Source organism: Veillonella parvula, assembly GCF_032550495.1.
GTDB classification, from domain to species: domain Bacteria; phylum Bacillota; class Negativicutes; order Veillonellales; family Veillonellaceae; genus Veillonella; species Veillonella parvula_G.
This window is the reverse complement of sequence record NZ_JAWFZJ010000007.1, coordinates 10,635-29,190: the sequence shown is the minus strand read 5'-3', so window position 1 is coordinate 29,190 and position 18,556 is coordinate 10,635. Positions and strand designations below refer to the sequence as shown.

Annotated in this window: 9 protein-coding genes and 1 rRNA gene; 3 read left to right on the top strand and 7 right to left on the bottom strand. The window is 37.3% G+C overall.

Features of this window, described 5'->3' with window-relative positions:
- Positions 1 to 72 (bottom strand): 16S ribosomal RNA (locus E6X37_RS10120); the annotation flags it as partial.
- Between the two features lie 542 nt (positions 73 to 614).
- Here E6X37_RS10120 and E6X37_RS10115 point away from each other — a divergent pair.
- The gene (locus E6X37_RS10115) at positions 615 to 1,346 is read left to right on the top strand and encodes an SIMPL domain-containing protein (protein ID WP_004692958.1); all 732 of its coding nucleotides are present in this window, start codon (positions 615 to 617) and stop codon (positions 1,344 to 1,346) included.
- Here E6X37_RS10115 and E6X37_RS10110 read toward each other — a convergent pair.
- Positions 1,327 to 2,073, bottom strand: coding sequence for a ubiquinone/menaquinone biosynthesis methyltransferase (locus E6X37_RS10110; RefSeq protein ID WP_316598090.1), 747 nt, complete (start codon positions 2,071 to 2,073; stop codon positions 1,327 to 1,329). The genes E6X37_RS10115 and E6X37_RS10110 overlap by 20 nt on opposite strands.
- 346 nt (positions 2,074 to 2,419) lie before the next feature.
- Between E6X37_RS10110 and sstT the strand changes: the two genes are divergently transcribed.
- Both sstT and E6X37_RS10100 read left to right on the top strand, forming a co-directional pair.
- Positions 2,420 to 3,640: a serine/threonine transporter SstT gene (sstT, locus tag E6X37_RS10105; RefSeq protein ID WP_316598091.1), complete on the top strand. Its 1,221-nt coding sequence runs from the start codon at positions 2,420 to 2,422 to the stop codon at positions 3,638 to 3,640.
- 245 nt (positions 3,641 to 3,885) lie between these two features.
- The gene (locus E6X37_RS10100; protein WP_288565591.1) at positions 3,886 to 5,403 is read left to right on the top strand and encodes a dihydrolipoyl dehydrogenase family protein; all 1,518 of its coding nucleotides are present in this window, start codon (positions 3,886 to 3,888) and stop codon (positions 5,401 to 5,403) included.
- Positions 5,404 to 5,594: 191 nt separating this feature from the next.
- Here the strand turns inward: E6X37_RS10100 and E6X37_RS10095 are convergent, their stop codons facing one another.
- The 5 genes from E6X37_RS10095 to E6X37_RS10075 all read right to left on the bottom strand — a co-directional run bounded on the left by E6X37_RS10095 (position 5,595) and on the right by E6X37_RS10075 (position 18,322).
- On the bottom strand, positions 5,595 to 6,251 hold the full coding sequence (locus tag E6X37_RS10095) for a PepSY domain-containing protein (protein WP_316689784.1): 657 nt from the start codon (positions 6,249 to 6,251) through the stop codon (positions 5,595 to 5,597).
- Between the two features lie 127 nt (positions 6,252 to 6,378).
- Positions 6,379 to 7,500, bottom strand: coding sequence for an AI-2E family transporter (locus tag E6X37_RS10090; protein ID WP_008602687.1), 1,122 nt, complete (start codon positions 7,498 to 7,500; stop codon positions 6,379 to 6,381).
- 226 nt (positions 7,501 to 7,726) lie between these two features.
- Complete coding sequence (locus E6X37_RS10085) at positions 7,727 to 8,764, bottom strand: OmpA family protein (RefSeq protein ID WP_004692964.1); 1,038 nt, start codon at positions 8,762 to 8,764, stop codon at positions 7,727 to 7,729.
- Between the two features lie 555 nt (positions 8,765 to 9,319).
- Entirely contained in the window at positions 9,320 to 10,729 is a 1,410-nt protein-coding gene (locus tag E6X37_RS10080; protein ID WP_155086416.1) for an MATE family efflux transporter, read from the bottom strand.
- Positions 10,730 to 10,984: 255 nt separating this feature from the next.
- Positions 10,985 to 18,322, bottom strand: coding sequence for an ESPR-type extended signal peptide-containing protein (locus E6X37_RS10075; protein ID WP_316689783.1), 7,338 nt, complete (start codon positions 18,320 to 18,322; stop codon positions 10,985 to 10,987).
- Between the last annotated feature and the right edge of the window lie 234 nt (positions 18,323 to 18,556).

Sequence of the window (18,556 nt, the reverse complement as noted above, 5' to 3'; positions counted from 1 at the left end):
TCTTCGTTCGACTTGCATGTGTTAAGCACGCCGCCAGCGTTCGTCCTGAGCCAGGATCAAACTCTCCAAGATATCTTGAAGCTATTTGAATAGCTCATTATTTGTTGTCGTTACTTTTAAGTAACTTTGAATTATGGTTGGTTTTGACTATGTCAAAACCCGCACTCTGGCATATGTTCAATCGTTATGATTGATTACCTATCATTGTTCAGTTTTCAAAGATCTGTTATCAATTTGCACTACTTCATTATTAAGTACTGTCGTAATTGACGACTTGATTATAATAACATTATGACCACTTTCATGTCAACACATTTTATAATCTTTTTTGAAGTTTATTTTAAACCTCTAAGTGTATTGCTACACTCATTAAGAAACAGCCGCTCAAACGACTGTATGCATATTATAGTACAATGAAAATATAATCGCAACCCCCAATTCTCAATTTTACAAAATCTTCATTTTATTTTCATTTTTAACTATAAACCTAATAATTGATTTTACACAATTAATCATGTACAATGTAGCTGTAATAAAGAACTTTCAGCACAAATTAGTTTTCTTTTATTAGCGTTTACCAATATGAATATTACATTATTGTAAGGAGATTGAGTATGAAACTATCAAAACATTTATTATCAAAAGCTGTAGCTATAGCTGCTATATGTGCTACTATGGGAACTACCACATTAGCTGCACCACAGGGCACATTTGATACTTCAGAAATTAATATTACTGGTCAAGCGTCTCGATCTGTAGCACCTAACTATGCGATTTTAACACTTGGTATTACAAGCCAAAATACCAATATCAATGCTGCAAAATCTAATAATGATCGTATTATGAGTAATTTAATTAGTCAATTAGCTAACTTAGGTGTTGCAAAAAAAGACATCTATACATCTAGCATTTCCATCAATCCAACGAGCGACTATCAAGACGGCAAACGCATCAATACAGGTTACAATGTATCAAATCATGTAACAGTTAAGATCAATAACCTTGATAACGTAGGAAAGGTTGTCGATGCCGCTGTTAGCGCTGGTGCTAACGACATTAACAACCTTTCATTCCAAAATGATGTGTCTCAACAATTATCTGATTCTTTAACTACAGAAGCGATTCAAAACGGTCGCCATAAAGCAGAAGTTATCGCAGCTGCCCTCGGTCGTACATTGGGACCAGTAAAAACTGTTTCCATTAGCACAACTGAAACTAGCACAATGGACTCTGGTTACTATCGTAACCCAGTAATGCTAAAAGCAGCTCTCGAAACTGCTACACCTGTAGAAAAAGGCTCTTTAATAGTTTCCCAAGACGCTAACATCACTTATTATCTACAATAGAATTTTCCGGTACCACACCTTCGTGTACAGCTACAATGCCGCCTGTCAATTCATGATAGGTGGCATTTTCATATCCTAGAGATTTCCAGATTTCTAAAATCTCACTTTGATGAGGGTATCTACGTAAAGATTCTGGAAGCCAGGCATAGGAAGAGTTATCTTTGCTCAATTTTCCTATAATAGGCAATATATATGAAAAATAGAAGTTATATAACTGTTTAAACCCAAACATACTTGGTTTTGCAAGTTCTAACACCACAACCTTCCCTCCTGGTTTTACCACGCGTTGCATTTCAGACAATACCTGCTTAATATCTGGAACATTTCGCATTGCAAAGCCACTCATTGCAGCATCAAATGTATTATCCTCATATGGTAAGGCCATGGCATCACCTTGTACTAAATTTACTTGATTAAGTAAACCAGTAGCCTCAATACGAACACGACCTTGATTTAGCATTTCACTATTAAAATCTAATGCCTCTACCTTCAAAGTGGGCTCTTGACGTAATGCTTCCTTCGTAAATACACAAGTGCCACATGCCACATCAAGTACATATTGGTGAGGACCGATATTCATCGCTTTTACAGAGAATTTACGCCAAAAATAATCTTGTCCAAAGCTTAACACCGTATTCATTAAGTCATAGTTTTTTGCAATATTAGAAAAAACGCCTTGTACAAATTTCTCTTTATCTGCATACGTTTTAAATTCTTTAGTATTCATTATGGACCTTTCACAAATCAAGAACTATGTTCAAGAATTATATATGGCATAGTATACCACACTATAGGAACGCTAAAAAGAATCCTAATATATATACTCTATATAGTGACTATGTAATATATACATACCTACTAAAAACACTGGTATTTAGTATTTTCCGCTACATAATATAGAACTAAACACACATATTTATTTTTTACCTATATTCATAATAAATATATACGACTATCGATTATAATATCTATTGCCACCATTTCATGTTCGTTGTATAATGACATATGTCCATGTTGAAAGGATACTTTATCATGGGATTTTATTTGTTTTTATATAAGTATTGGAGTGTACTATGAATCGATTTGTAAAATCAATCAATAGAGTCAGTCTAATCCAACAAATTATCATAGGTTTGATTATTGGTATTTTAACTGCTCTTTATATGCCCGATGTGGCCAATGAACTTGCTTTATTAGGAGTCCTCTTCGTTGGAGCGCTAAAAGGTATCGCCCCTATCCTCGTATTTTTCTTAGTAATTGCTGCGATTAGTAAACATCGCTCTGGACAAAAGACAGGTATGGGCTCTGTTATAACCTTATATTTACTAGGTACATTCCTATCTGCGGCTTTAGCAGTAATCGTAAGCTTCTTTTTCCCTACTACATTACACCTAGCAGCAGGTGCCGCCGATGCCGCACCACCACAAGGTATCGTAGAGGTTATGACAACATTACTAAAAAATGTAGTTGATAATCCAGTAAAAGCATTAATGACTGCTAACTACATCGGTATTTTAGGTTGGGCACTTATCATTGGTGGTGCTTTACGCCATGCACCGATGAATACGAAGGAAGTTATGGAGTCCATTGCACAAGCTATTACTACTGTAGTAGGTTGGATCATTCGATTCGCCCCTCTTGGTATTATGGGCCTTGTAGCAGAATCCATTGCTACTAACGGCATCGAAGCCTTGATTGGGTACTTTCAATTACTCGTATTATTACTTGGTTCTATGATCTTTGTAGCACTAGTAATCAATCCAATTTTATCCTTTATTTACCTTCGTCGTAATCCATACCCATTGGTATTCAAATGCTTACGAGAATCTGCAATCTATGCGTTCTTTACACGTAGTTCTGCTGCAAACATTCCCGTAAACCTTGATTTAGCCAAACGATTGAAACTTAATCCAGATATGTATTCCGTATCCATTCCATTAGGAGCTACAATCAATATGGGTGGTGCAGCAATTACAATCACAATCATGACATTAGCTGCGGCGCATACATTAGGTATCGTTGTAGATATTCCTACCGCAATCCTATTATCTGTTATTGCCACTATTGGTGCATGTGGGGCTTCCGGTGTTGCAGGCGGTTCCTTGCTACTCATTCCATTGGCTTGTTCCCTATTCGGTATATCCAATGATGTAGCAATGCAAGTTGTAGGCGTAGGCTTTATTATCGGCGTATTACAAGATTCCACGGAAACTGCACTTAACTCTAGCACAGATATCCTCTTCACTGCTACTGCTGATTATGCAAAACGCGGTTATCATCAAGATTGGAACTAAAATTTTTTTAGACGGTCCTTTGGGGCCGTCTTTTTTTGTAAACTAATTGTACATTCTTTTATAGGACTTTGTGAAAGTTACATATATCCGCGCCTCTTAATTTTCTGGAAATGATATTATGTATTTGGATCAACTAAATATAAACTTTCACCAATCACTAACAAACTATATTGATTTTCTTCAATGTAGTGGTATAATATAGTTAATGATAATAACTATTAGTAGATATATAGGAAGGAATCAACATGAAACAATACGATATTATTGTAGTTGGTACAGGCGGCGCAACCATCGTAGCTGATGCTGCGCTCAAAAAAGGCCTTAAAGTGGCAATCATAGAAAAAGGTAAATTTGGTGGTACATGTCTAACTCGCGGTTGTATTCCTACAAAAGTTATGGTTACAGCAGCTAATGCAATTCAAGAAACAAAAGAATTCAAAAAAATTGGCGTTAACGTTGGACCTGCTACTATGGACTGGCATACTGTGTCCAAGCGTACTTGGCATAAAATTGACGAATCTGCAGGCATCTATGATTATTACAATGCCTATGACAACGTAGATGTGTATCGTGGTGCAGCAAGCTTTGTATCTGATAAAGTGATGAACATCCATCTTAACGATGGGTCTGGCATTGTAGAAATTACAGCGCCTACAATTATCCTTGGTACTGGTGGCTATAGTAATGTACCTAATGTACCAGGTCTTCAAGAATCAGGGTTCCTTACTAGTGAAAGTCTCTTTGGTGATAAATTCCCTAAACAACCATATAAATCCCTTGCTGTACTTGGTGCGGGTCCGATTGGTGTTGAGTTCGCTCATGTATTTGATTCCGCTGGTACAAAAGTAACAATTCTACAACATAATGTACGTTTAGTTCCTAAAGAAGATGCAGATATATCGGAACACTTGCTTAACAACTACAGAGAACGTGGTATTAACGTACTTCTAAACCAAGACACTGTTGAAATCCGCCAAGAGGATGGCCTTAAAGTAGTAGTTACTAAAGATCGTACTACTGGCGAAATTACAGAAACTAAAGTTGAAGAAATCCTTGTAGCTGCAGGTATCCGTCCAGCTGTGGAAGAACTTCACCTAGAAAATACTGGTATTGAAACACGGCCTAAAGGCTGGATCAAAACTAACGAATTTTTAGAAACATCCGTTGATGGTATCTACGCTTTAGGTGATGTCAATGGGGAGCCGGCATTCCGTCACCGTGCAAACTACGAAGCAGATATCATTGCTCACAATCTCTTCTATGCAACAAGTGAAGATGATTACCGTTGGGCAAGGTATGATACATTACCAAAAGTTACTTTCTCCTATCCTGAAATTGGTAGTGTAGGTCTCACAGAGGCTGAAGCTATCAAAGCGGGTTACAATGTAGGAGTTGGGAAGAACTTCTACTCCTCCACTGCAAAAGGCTATGCAATGGGTATCAACCCTGGAGATATAAACGATGGATTTGTAAAAATTGTGGTAGATAAAGACACCAACCATATCCTTGGTATGCATGTCGTAGGTCCTCAAGCCTCTATCCTCTTCCAGCCTTATGTGAACCTTATGAATAGTGGTGTAACTCCGTTGACAGCAATCAACGAAGAAATTGCTTCTGAACGCACTAAACGTTTACGTGAAAAAGGTATTACTCGTGAAATGGACCCTAGATCCGTTATCACTGTAGGCGAAACTATGAGCCCACATCCATCCCTCGTCGAGGTTATCATGTGGACACAAGTGTACTACGAAAATCGTTGGTAATACAACTATAGTTATAAATAATAAAAGGACTAAACTTAAGCGCAGTCCTTTTGTTGCAAACATATCTATTGTAAAAAAATAATATTCTAACATAAGAGCACTATCAACCGATATTTTATAGTATCGGAATCGCAAAAAAGAGCCAAAGGCATTGCCTTCGGCTCTTTTCTTATTAATCATCAATAGATAGGTTAGCGGCCCATATCTATATCAGAACCCCAAACGAGATTTGTTTTACGACCATCGAAGCCTTGATCTGGCTCAGGTGGTAATTTATAGGATTTAGATTGTTCTACATAAGCACCTGTCTCAGCATCTACTGTAACAACTACTTTTTTACCATCTTGATGCATAGTCACATAGTATAAAACTTTACCATTATGAGCTTCAATTTTCCAGCCCTTCATAACAGCATCATTTCCAAGTTGTTGTTTTGCAACACGTTCTGCTTGCGTTGATTCAATAACTTTATCTTTATTAAAAATCTCACCAATAACTTTCTTAGGTTTGCCCCCCTCTTCCATATCAGAAGCATTACCAGTGATTACATCAATTTTCATCTTGTACTGATGATACTTACTATAACCAACTACTTTATAACCATAGTTCAAGTCATTAGAGTTGAGCTCTACAGAATGAAGCGCCGCATTAGGATAGCGATTTTGGAAAATAGTTCCAATTTGGCTCATAGTCATAACTATGGACTCGCCAGGTGCACGTTTTACAGAAATATCCGTACTTGTTTCAGGCTTTGTTTTGCGTGCATCTGCCACACTTGGTGTAGCAACGAATAACATGCCCACTGCTAATACCCCCGTTAATGCCATAGAAATCAACTTTTTATTCATTATAATCCTCCTACTAGATACTATGCTTCTATTAATCAAACTATTAGTACACTAGAATTTCTATAAGTTCATGCTATATTCAGCAACACGAAAAATATGTAAATAGTCATATCATTTAGACAATATACTATAAACCTTCATTAGATGCAAGTCGCCCATCTACATCAGTCATAATCAGTTTATAGCATGTAGCCACTAAAGGTACACCGATCAACATACCAGTAACCCCCATCAAACTACCGCCTACGATAACAGCAGCAAATACCCACAAACCTGGTAATCCAACAGAGTTACCTACAATTTTAGGATAAATAAAGTTACTTTCAATTTGATGTAGTATCTCCAGAATAATTACATAGATAAGAGCATCCATAGGGCTAACAGTAAGTAGCATAACGGCTCCAATGATACCACCAACATAAATACCTAATAGTGGAATCAAACCAGTTAGACCAATTACACAAGCAATCGTTGTAGCATATTCAATATTAAATAGCCATAAAGTAATACCTACCATCACGCCTAGAACCAAGGCATCTATAAACTGACCTACAAAAAAATTACTGAATGTTTGAACTGCTACACGAGTTACATAACTAACTCGACTTACCCACTCATCTGATGCATAAGCCTTTAATATACGTTTACCTTGTAACATAAGGCGTTCCTTATCAAGCAACATATAAACAGCAAAAATTAAGCCAAGACCTATGTTCAAAGTCCAAGACAATACGGTGCCCATTGCATTTACAATATATGTGCCACCTTTTGTCCCCCATTCACGAGTATATTTAGCAATATTCTCTCCACTTAGGGCATCTATAATCGTTTGATTCGACGCCATTGGAATGGTTTCTGTAATATGTTGCATCCATGTTTGGAAATCCGTATACAATTGCGGTGATGCAGCTACAATAATCGACATAGAATGAATCAATTGAGGTAACGCCATCCGAGCAATAAAATACACAATAACACTAATTGTTACAAAGGATAGCAAAAGACTCAACGGGCGACGTATTTTATACTTCCATCCAGAGTCACACTTAGGCCATAGCCATCGTTCATAACGAACGACTAGAATATCCAATACGAAAGCAATACAAGCACCCACAATGAGCGGAACAAAAGCCGTAAAGATAGCGTCAAGACCACTAGCAATATCACTTATACGTAGTGCCATCATAATCATAATGCCCGCTAGTATAATAGCTCCTATGAGCTGTTTGTAATATTTGAATTCTTTCATAATAACCTACTTCACATAACACTATTAATAAGCTACACCTATATAACTATACGATTCTCACATCGCATACATTACCAAAGCATAATGAACATTGTATGACCTAGGATTGTATGCAATTTTAGTATAACACAAAAGTCCACCTTATCGCATGCTCGAATTCTCGATAAACAAGAGAGCATGATTGAAGGTGGACTTATTGTAGGCCTAATCTAGATTAGTCTAGAGATTAGCGATGAATATAAACGTCTACACGACGGTTTTCAGCTTTACCTGCTGCTGTAGAGTTAGTTGCAACTGGTTTAACATCACCATTAGCAATACCGATAAGACGATCGGCAGATACACCATGGTTAACTAAATATTGAGCCACATGTTGTACGCGGCGTTCAGACAAAGCAATGTTGTATTGAGGATTTGCATCAGTATCAGCGTTACCCATCAATTTAACTTGGTCTTGAGAATATTGGTTAGCAGCATTTACAGCAGCTGTTAAGTTTGGATATTGGTCTGCACGAGCAACATCTTGGTCGGAGTCAAAGTAGATAGATTGTACATAGTAATCCAATTTAGGAGTTTTATATGCAGGCGCTTCTACAGTAGGAGCTGGAGCCGGAGTGTATACAGGAGCTGGCGCTGGAGTGTATACAGGAGCTACGGATTTGTGACCACCGAAACGGTAAGATAATCCTACTACAGGACCTTGGAAGGAAATATTAGACTTATCATCACGTTTAGTATTGATATAACGATACCCTGCATTAATATCCCAGTCTTGGTTAACTTTATAACCTAAACCTGCTTCCCAAGTAGTAGTTCTCTTAGTCCCTACACCCGCTTTACCATAAACGTCTACTTTGGAGCCAAGGTTAGCTTTACCAATTACACCTAATTGAGCAATATTATTTGCTTTAGGGAATGTATCACCAGAAATGTGAGCATAACCGCCATATACTGCGAAATTTTTGTTCAAGGATTGAATCAAATTAACTTCTTGCATTCTATCACTATAGCTAGTGCCGAACATTTTATCATTCAAACCATGGTATTGGTATTGCAACGCTGTTTTATCTGTAAAAGCGTATGTTACACCACCATCAAAGTTCCATTTTGCATCAGAAGTCCAAGCTTTAGTTTTTGCTTTAGAATCAGACGCACCAAGATCAACTTGAAACTCACCTTTATTGAATTGAGTTTGAGGAGTTGCACCTGCTACGGACACACCTACAGCAGCAACTGCCAATAAAGCTAATAATTTTTTATTCATTATAATTCCCTCCAAAAACAGCCCTTATAATACTTAGGCTTTGGTAATAATATGCTTATATTTTACACAATTTTTCAATATAATTCAATATTCTTCATGAATATTTGATGAATTTTTAGTTATATCTATCTATAAATATTATAAATATAAATATTTAAACCCTCTCTATTGCCGAATCACTGCGATTCTCTGCACATATTACATTCCCGAAATTATAATACTATTTATCTTTTTTAAGATTCTCTAACAATAATAAAATTACTGGTTTTATAAGTTCATCAAAATCATTATTATAAATACTAATAAATCTAACTATAATTGAACGAATAAAAGCTCCCTTATGCACTAAGGAAGCTTTTATCATTTCATATGTATATCCCTTACATATATACGTGAAATCAGAAGTTTCTGGTCAGATAACACATTCCCCAATGTGTCATTTTTTTCACATTACGTATTGTACATCAAAAATTTTTAATAGACAAGAGTTTATTCACTTCTTTTTCATGAATCCTTCTAAAACTTTCAATGTGAAAAAGAATCATTTACATCTCATTAAACAACCTTATGTTGCCATGTTCCTCGAATAAATCTCAAATAAGAACAACATAATCTTAGAGACTGATCAAAGCACAAAGATAACCATGCCCCAAAAAGCCCTAAACCTAATGTAATGCATAATAAATATGTAATAATAGGACGAATAATCGCTACACTCACAAGGGAATATTTCATAATATAATATGTATCCCCTGCCCCTTTCAACACACCGGAATATACTTGCTGTAATGCTTGAGGGAATGCTGCGATAGCCATAATGCCCATCAAAGCGGCTGAAAGTGTAACAACATCACTTTCACGAGTATATAACTGTACTAAAAAATCACCAGGGCCAATAAAGATTAATGCACTTACAAGGCCCACGACTAGACCAATACGGGCACCAATTTTACCATAAGTACGTGCAATATCCGGTCGCTTGTGTCCAAGACTTTGACCCGTATGTGATGCACCTGCAAATCCAAGACCCATCGCAAAATAATAAAATATATCCATTAAATTCATACATACGTAATGTGCTGCTAAAGGTACCGCACCTAAGGAGGCAACAATCATAGTGTATGTATACATACCAAACCGCTCAAAGAACTGTTCCCCTAAAGAACTGCCACCGACATGAAACATTGTATGTAATACGGGCCTTTCAAACATCCATTTCGACGGATGGCGCAATGTTAATCCAGTAGAAGTATGTTGTGAAATCGTACGCAACAACAATAATGCAATAATAGCACTACTGATCATAGTGGATACACCTGCCCCCATAACGCCAAGTTCAGGGAAGAAACCAATACCATAAATCAAGAAGAAATTCATTATCGTATTCAAAATATTCCCTACTACATTAGATTTAAAAATGACCTTGGTATTACCATATCCAATGAGTGCAGCCCCTACGATTTGGCTAAAGGATTGAAAGATTAAGCTAATAACTATGAAACGACCATACCAAACAGCCGTTTCAATATAGCTATCTTCAGCCCCCGTAAATCGTAGAATATGCTCTAAGTTCAAGAAGCATATCAATAATAACGGTACATAAATTAAAAAATTCAATAAAATAGACTGCTTAAGTACAGCATTCATGCCATCTACATCACCTTCACCATGACGACGAGCTATAATTGCCGTCACGGCTATAGATAAAGCTCGACAAAAGATGAGCATTACCATCTCAGGTTGTCCCATAATGCCTACTGAAGCAAGCGCTGACGCACCTAAGGCACCAACCATCGCCAAATCGATGGCCGTCATAAATTGTAACATCAAACCTTGTAAGGTAGCTGGCCAAGCTATTTTTAAATAATTACCATATAGTTGCTTCGTAGTTCCTACAGGTCCTAATCGTTCTGCAACAGGCAACATAGTATCTATTGAAAGCCATCGTTGTATACGGTCTAACATCCTATCTCCTATTCATGTAAGATCATATAGTAAAGGTATTACTTCACCTCTTATATCTATTGTATTATATCATACAACATATGAGAAGTCATTCATATGTTATGTGTTTCAAATAAGAATTTATATCAAAATAGCAAAAAAGAACCTCTTATGCGAAATGTATATACCCTATCAAGTACAACAGTGTATAAGAGGTTCTTTAGCTTTACAGGCAAATGACTATCTTAGACTATTATCAAAATTAGTTCTCAATGCTTAACCTTTAGAGGCTAACAATTGATTTACTACGGCACGCAAGTCATCTAAACCTTGTTTGGTTTCAGCCAATTCTTGACGTTGACGTTCATTTTCAGCTTCTAATGTATTTAAACGTGCTGCTTGATTAGCAATAACAGTTTTTTGATTACTATTTTCTTTTTTTAGACTAGATACTTCATCTTGCATTACATAAACAGAACTAATAGGGCCTGCTTTATAACGTTCTGGAATAGCGTCTTTTCTTTCACGACTGCCACCAAATTTATGTGTTACACCTGCATTTACCATATTGTGACTAGTACCAAGTGAAACACCTACATTGAACATCGTATCTTCGGTTCGGTAATGAGCAATACCGATAGCCCCTGCAGTTTCACCACGGTAGTTACCAATACCAGCCATGATTTGTGTAGGTTCCAATGGATCGTATTGAATTGGTTTCAATGCTGCCATAGCTGCCGCATGAGCACCAACACGTTGTGTTTCAGTACCAACACGGTTAACAGCTTCTTGTAAACCAGCATTAGATGCTTTCAATTGGCTAACATTTACTGCATCAGTATCAGCTGTGCCAGGCGCTACCCCATGAATTTGGTTGCCACCATTATTTAAGCCGTCTACAGTAAGGGATACAGGGCTAGCTGTTGCATCTGCCGGAGTAATAGTCATACCACCACCATTAATTGCAGTAGAATTACCAGCTGCATCTTTCACTGTTGTACCTGCAGGAATGATCTTAGTAGATACACCATTTTCATCTCCTACGGTAACACTGTTTAGACCTTTCATGTCTTTAGCCAAGCCATATGTGAAAGTAGTTCTGTCTTGGTTAACTACAAGATTATCACCAGCTTGGAATTTTACAATATCCCCACCTTGTACTTTTTCAATGGTACCACCAGCAGCCGTTACATTCCATGCAGATATATCTTTAACTTGTTGTTTACCATTCTCTGCTAAGTTGCTCAAATCTTGATTTGCAGCATTATCAATTTTGCCTTTAGTTGCATCATCGAGTTTAACAGTTACATCATCGCCATTAGCAACCGTAGTAAGGCCATTTTCACCTTTCACATTGAATTTCACATCACCTGTGCTCAACGATTTTTCATCGGTAGAGCCAGAGTTACCACCTAAGGAAATCTTACGCGCAATAGCTGTCGTGTTTTTGTCGATGTTAGCTTTATTGGTTGCGATGTTATCCTTATTAGTTGCAATATCACTAGCATTTTTAGTGATGGCTGCTTTGTTATCAGCAATATTTTGTTTGTTCGCAGCAATATTGTCCTTATTAGTAGCAATATCACCTGTATTCTTATCAATTGCAGCTTTATTATTAGCTATTTTTTGCTTGTTATCCGCAATGGCATCACTATTTTTACCAATCTTAGCTGTATTATCAGCAATCTTGTCTTTATTTTCTGCTACTTGATCATCAACGTGTTTCAATTGATCTTCTGTGGCGGCACGTCCAGAGACAGGCTGTGTTTGACCCGGAGTCCATGCAGTGTTAGTCAAACCCGTTACTTGAGGTGTTTCTACACCTTCTGTAGCTTTCACTTTTGGTGCTGTAATGGTTTGATTTGCTTTTACAGTATTGAAAGTTACGTCTTGTTTAGTAGCAATTGTGAAGTCTTTACCATTTTGAGTAATGGAAATGTTATCACCATCGATAAACTTAACTGTATTGCCACCTTCAACTTTTTCGGCAGTATTACCATTAGCTACTACGTTCCATGCGGATAAATCTTTAACTTGTTGTTTACCAGCATCTGTTAAGTTGCTCAAATCCGTATTTGCTGCATTGTTGATTTTATTAGCCGTAGCATCATCTAATTTGACAGTTACATCGTCTCCATTAGCTTCAGTAACAATACCATTTTGCCCTTTAATATTGAATTTCACATCGCCTGTACTTAAGGATTTCTCATCGGTTGAACCAGTATTACCACCTAAGGAAATCTTACGACCAATAGCTTCTGTATTTTTATCAATATTAGCTTTATTGGCTGCGATATCGCCAGCATTTTTAGTGATGGCCGCTTTGTTATCAGCAATATTTTGTTTATTCGTCGAAATATTGTCTCTATTGGTAGCAATATCAGCAGCATTTCTATCAATTGCAGCTTTATTGTCAGCTATTTTTTGCTTGTTATCTGCAATGGCATCAGCATTTTTGCCAATCTTAGCTGTATTATCAGCAATATTGGCTTTGTTTTCTGCTACTTGATTATCAACGTGTTTCAATTGGTCTTCTGTGGCTGCACGACCAGATACAGGTTGTGTTTGACCTGGAACCCATGTAGTGTTGGTCAAACCTGTTACTTGAGGAGTTTCAACCCCAGTTATCGCTTTAACCTTTGGCGCTGTAATCGTTTGAGTAGCTGTTACTGTATCAAAAGTTACATCTTTCTTAGTAGAAATGGTGAAGTCCTTACCATTTTGAGTAATGGAAATGTTATCACCATCGATAAACTTAACGGTGTTACCACCTTCAACCTTTTCAGCCATCTCATTATTAGCGACTACATTCCAAGCTGCTAAGTCCTTAACTTGTTGCTTACCGTCAGGGGTCAAATTACTCAAATCTCGATCAGCTGCATTGTCAACTTTACCTTTAGTTGCATCATCGAGTTTAACAGTCACATCGTCGCCATTAGCAACCGTAGTAAGACCATTTTCACCTTTTACGTTAAACTTCACATCACCTGTGCTCAAGGATTTTTCATCGGTAGAACCAGAGTTACCACCTAAAGAAATCTTACGACCGATAGCTGTCGTGTTTTTGTCGATGTTAGCTTTATTGGTTGCGATGTTATCCTTATTAGTAGCAATATCTGTTTTGTTCGCAGCAATATTGTCTTTGTTAGTGGCAATATCTACTGCATTTTTATCAATTGCTGTTTTATTGTCAGCTATTTTTTGCTTGTTATCCGCAATGGCATCAGCATTTTTGCCAATCTTATCTGTATTATCAGCAATATTGGCTTTGTTTTCTGCTACTTGATCATCAACGTATTTCAATTGGTCTTCTGTAGCTGCACGACCAGATACAGGTTGTGTTTGGCCTAGAGTCCATGCAGTGTTAGTCAAACCTGTTACTCGAGGAGTTTCAACCCCAGTTGTCGCTTTAACCTTTGGCGCTGTAATCGTTTGAGTAGCTGTTACCGTATCAAAAGTTACATCTTTCTTAGTAGAAATGGTAAAGTCTTTACCATTTTGAGTAATAGAAATGTTATCACCATCAATAAATTTAACAGTATTACCACCTTCAACCTTTTCAGCCGTCTCATTATTAGCGACTACATTCCAAGCTGCTAAGTTCTTAATCTGTTGCTTACCGTCAGGAGTCAAATTGCTCAAGTCTTGGTCCGCTGCATTCTCGATTTTACCTTTAGTCGCATCATCGAGTTTAACAGTCACATCGTCACCATTAGCAACCGTAGTAAGACCGTTTTCACCTTTAACATTGAATTTCACATCACCTGTGCTCAAAGATTTTTCATCAGTCGAACCAGAGTTACCACCTAAAGAAATCTTACGAGCGATAGCAGCAGTATTTTGAGCAATATTAGCTTTATTAGAAGCAATATCCCCTTTATTTGTAGCAATGTCGCCAGTATTTTTAGTAATTGCAGTTTTATTATCGGCTATTTTTTGCTTATTATCTGAAATAGCATCAGCATTCTTACCAATTTTATCTGTATTGGCTGCGATATCAGCTTTATTCGCAGCAATATTGTCCTTATTAGTAGCAATATTACCTGCATTCTTATCAATTGCCGTTTTATTGTCAGCAATTTTTTGTTTATTGTCGGCAATGGCATCAGCGTTTTTGCCAATTTTATCTATATTATCAGCAATATTGGCTTTGTTTTCTACCACTTGATTATCAACTTGTTTCAATTGATCTTCTGTGGCTGCACGACCAGATACAGGTTGTGTTTGACCTGGAACCCATGTAGTGTTAATCAAGCCTGTTACTTGAGGTGTTTCGACCCCAGTTGTCGCTTTCACTTTTGGCGCTGTAATCGTTTGAGTAGCTGTTACCGTATCAAAGGTTACATCTTTCTTAGTGGAAACGGTGAAATCTTTACCATTTTGAGTAATAGAAATGTTATCACCATCGATAAACTTAACTGTATTACCACCTTCAACCTTTTCAGCCGTTTCATTATTAGCGACTACATTCCAAGCTACTAACTCCTTAACTTGTTGTTTACCATCAGGAGTCAAATTGCTCAAATCTCGATCAGCTGCATTCTCGATTTTACCTTTAGTCGTATCATCGAGTTTAACTGTCACATCGTCGCCATTAGCAACAGTCGTAAGACCATTTTCACCTTTCACATTGAATTTCACATCACCTGTGCTCAAGGATTTTTCATCGGTAGAACCAGAGTTACCACCTAAGGAAATCTTACGGGCAATAGCAGTAGTATTTTGAGCGATATTAGCTTTATTAGAAGCAATATCCCCTTTGTTTGTAACAATATCGCCAGTATTTTTATCAATTGCCGTTTTATTGTCAGCTATTTTTTGCTTGTTATCTGCAATGGCATCAGCATTTCTGCCAATCTTATCTGTATTATCAGCAATCTTGGCTTTGTTTCCTGCTACTTGATCATCAACATGTTTCAATTGGTCTTCTGTGGCTGCACGACCAGATACAGGTTGTGTTTGGCCCGGAGTCCATACAGTGTTAGTCAAGCCTGTTACTTGAGGAGTTTCAACCCCAGTTGTCGCTTTAACCTTTGGTGCTGTAATCGTTTGAGTAGCTGTTACCGTATCAAAGGTTACATCTTTCTTAGCAGAAATGGTGAAGTCCTTACCATTTTGAGTAATAGAAATGTTATCACCATCAATAAACTTAACAGTGTTATTACCTTCAACCTTTTCAGCCGTCTCATTATTAGCGACTACATTCCAAGCTGCTAAGTCCTTAACTTGTTGTTTACCATTAGGAGTCAAATTGCTCAAGTCTCGATCAGCTGCATTGTCGAGTTTATTTTTAGTTACATCATCGAGTTTAACAGTCACATCGTCGCCATTAGCAACCGTAGTAAGACCATTTTCACCTTTCACATTGAATTTCACATCACCTGTGTTCAAGGATTTTTCATCGGTAGAACCAGAGTTACCACCTAAAGAAATCTTACGACCGATAGCAGCAGTATTTTGAGCAATATTAGCTTTATTAGAAGCAATATCCCCTTTATTTGTAGCAATTTCACCAGTATTTTTATCTATTGTAGTTTTATTGTCAGCAATTTTTTGCGTATTCGCAGCAATACTGTCCTTATTGGTGGCAATATCTGTTTTGTTTGTTGTAATGTCACCTACATTTTTAGCAATTGCGGTTTTATTTGTATCAATAGCAGTTTTGTTAGCTTCAGCTTTATCGTCAACTTTTTTCAATTGGGATACATTGACAGCATCTTTATCAGCAACACCATCTACTACATTGGCAACTTTCAAATTTCCAGCATTGATACCTTTATCACCATCAATTTTTACAGTTTCATTACCGCCAGCATTATTGAAAGAAGCACTGTTTAATTTAGAAAGATCTTTTTTCAAAGCTACAGAGATTTTCTTATCATTTCTAGCAACCGCAACATTATCGTCACCAGAAAAATCTACTGTATTACCTTTTTCAACCGCTACTGGTGTAGCTTCACCATTAGCAGAAAGATTCCAACCATATTTATTTTGATCAATTGCTTGATTAATCGCATTAGCTACGTTGGCAGAATCCGCCATACCAGCAGTCGCTGTAGCGCTACCATTTGCTACTGTGATATCTTGCTTTTTACCAGAAACTGTAATTTTCTTACCATTAGCTGTAGTGCTAATGTATGTATTATCACCATTTACAGCCAATTTACTATTAGCAAGGTTCACATCGCCTGTACCAGTATCACCTGTAAAAGCTAGATTAACACTCTTTAACTGTGCCACGTTTACTGCATCTGTATCAGCAGTACCTGCAGCAACATAGTTAATTTGACGTGTTTGGTTTGTCGTACCAACAGCAACACCACCTAATTTAGATGTTAAGGCAGCACCACTTAAACCAGCATATATATCTGTACGACTAGTATTAACATTATACCCCGCTACACCTGAAGCAATATCAGCTGTAGATTTTGAGCCAACAGCTACACCATCTACTACTTTACCTCTAGCGCCATCACCAACAGCTACAGAACGACTCGCAGATCCGTCTGTTGCGGCATTTGGACCAATAGCAATAGAATTAGCTGCCGTAGCACCAGTATTATCTTTATTAGCAGCATCAGAAGATTTTATAGATATATATTTATAAGCGATTTGGTCTACAATAGCGCTAAGTTGAGAGCCATTAATTGCATCTGTGGAAGTAGCACTTACTTCGCCAGGAGCCACATGTTTCAACTGACGTTCATACCCTTTAGAACCAAAAGATACAACGTCACCTGGCAATGTTTTATCACCACCAGCCCAGGAAGCAACAACATTATTTGGCAAAGTATAGCTAGATTGTTTTGTACCGCCTACATCAGTGTTAGAACCACCACCGATGGCAATAGCATTATCACGATTTGCTCTAGCGCCTGTACCAATAGCAATAGCATTTGTTACATCTTTATTGTCTTGGCCAGTAGCTCCAGTATCAGTTCCCGCCAAACGATCCTTCGCATTTGCACCTGTACCAATGGCAATACCGACATTACCTGACTGACCTTTCATGCCTAATGTGATACCGGATTCACCAGCCGTTGCCGATGTATATAGTGGGCTTCTCATATCAAATCCTGTTAAGCTTTGAACCGCACTACGCAAATCCCCAGTTTTATTCTCACCATTATTCGTAGTGTAAATAACATTTACACCATCGGCTTTAACTACATCATCGCCACCAATAACAATAGAAGAGTTACCTTGAGCTATTGTATTTCCCCCAATGGCAATTGCTTGCTCCCCAATTACTCTTGCACCTTCATTAGCAGTATTACCCCCACCAATAGCGATTCCTTGTGGACTGTTAACACTGGTACTAGAATTAGAACCTATTGCAATAGAATATCCACCAGCAGCTGCTGCATTTTGACCGAAACCTACAGCTTTATCACCAGTAACAGAAGCACCAGCCCCCAAGCCTACTGCTGTTGCATGCAGATTTGTAGGCAAAGTATTTGCCGCCATAGTGATGCTAGCATTAGTCATTGCTAATACAGCCAAGATTGCTGATACAACAATTTTCTTCTTGCCACTATTATTTTTAGCGAACTCAGATACTACTACGTAGCAGTTTTTTGATTTGCTCCAAACCACTTTAAAAATCTTATTCATACTTTCTCCTATAAACTATAGTAATATTAATGCTCCCTCGATGTTTTATCATATGGTAAGTCATACGAGAATTCCAAAATTTTCAATATTATAAGTATATCAAAACCTTTAATACACTATCAAGCTTTTTCATTTTTTATTCATAATTTTACATAGCGCACAAATGCAGCATTAATGCGTTTTATAGTGATTCATATCACAAATTTATATAAAATACGGGCTTATTTTATACCA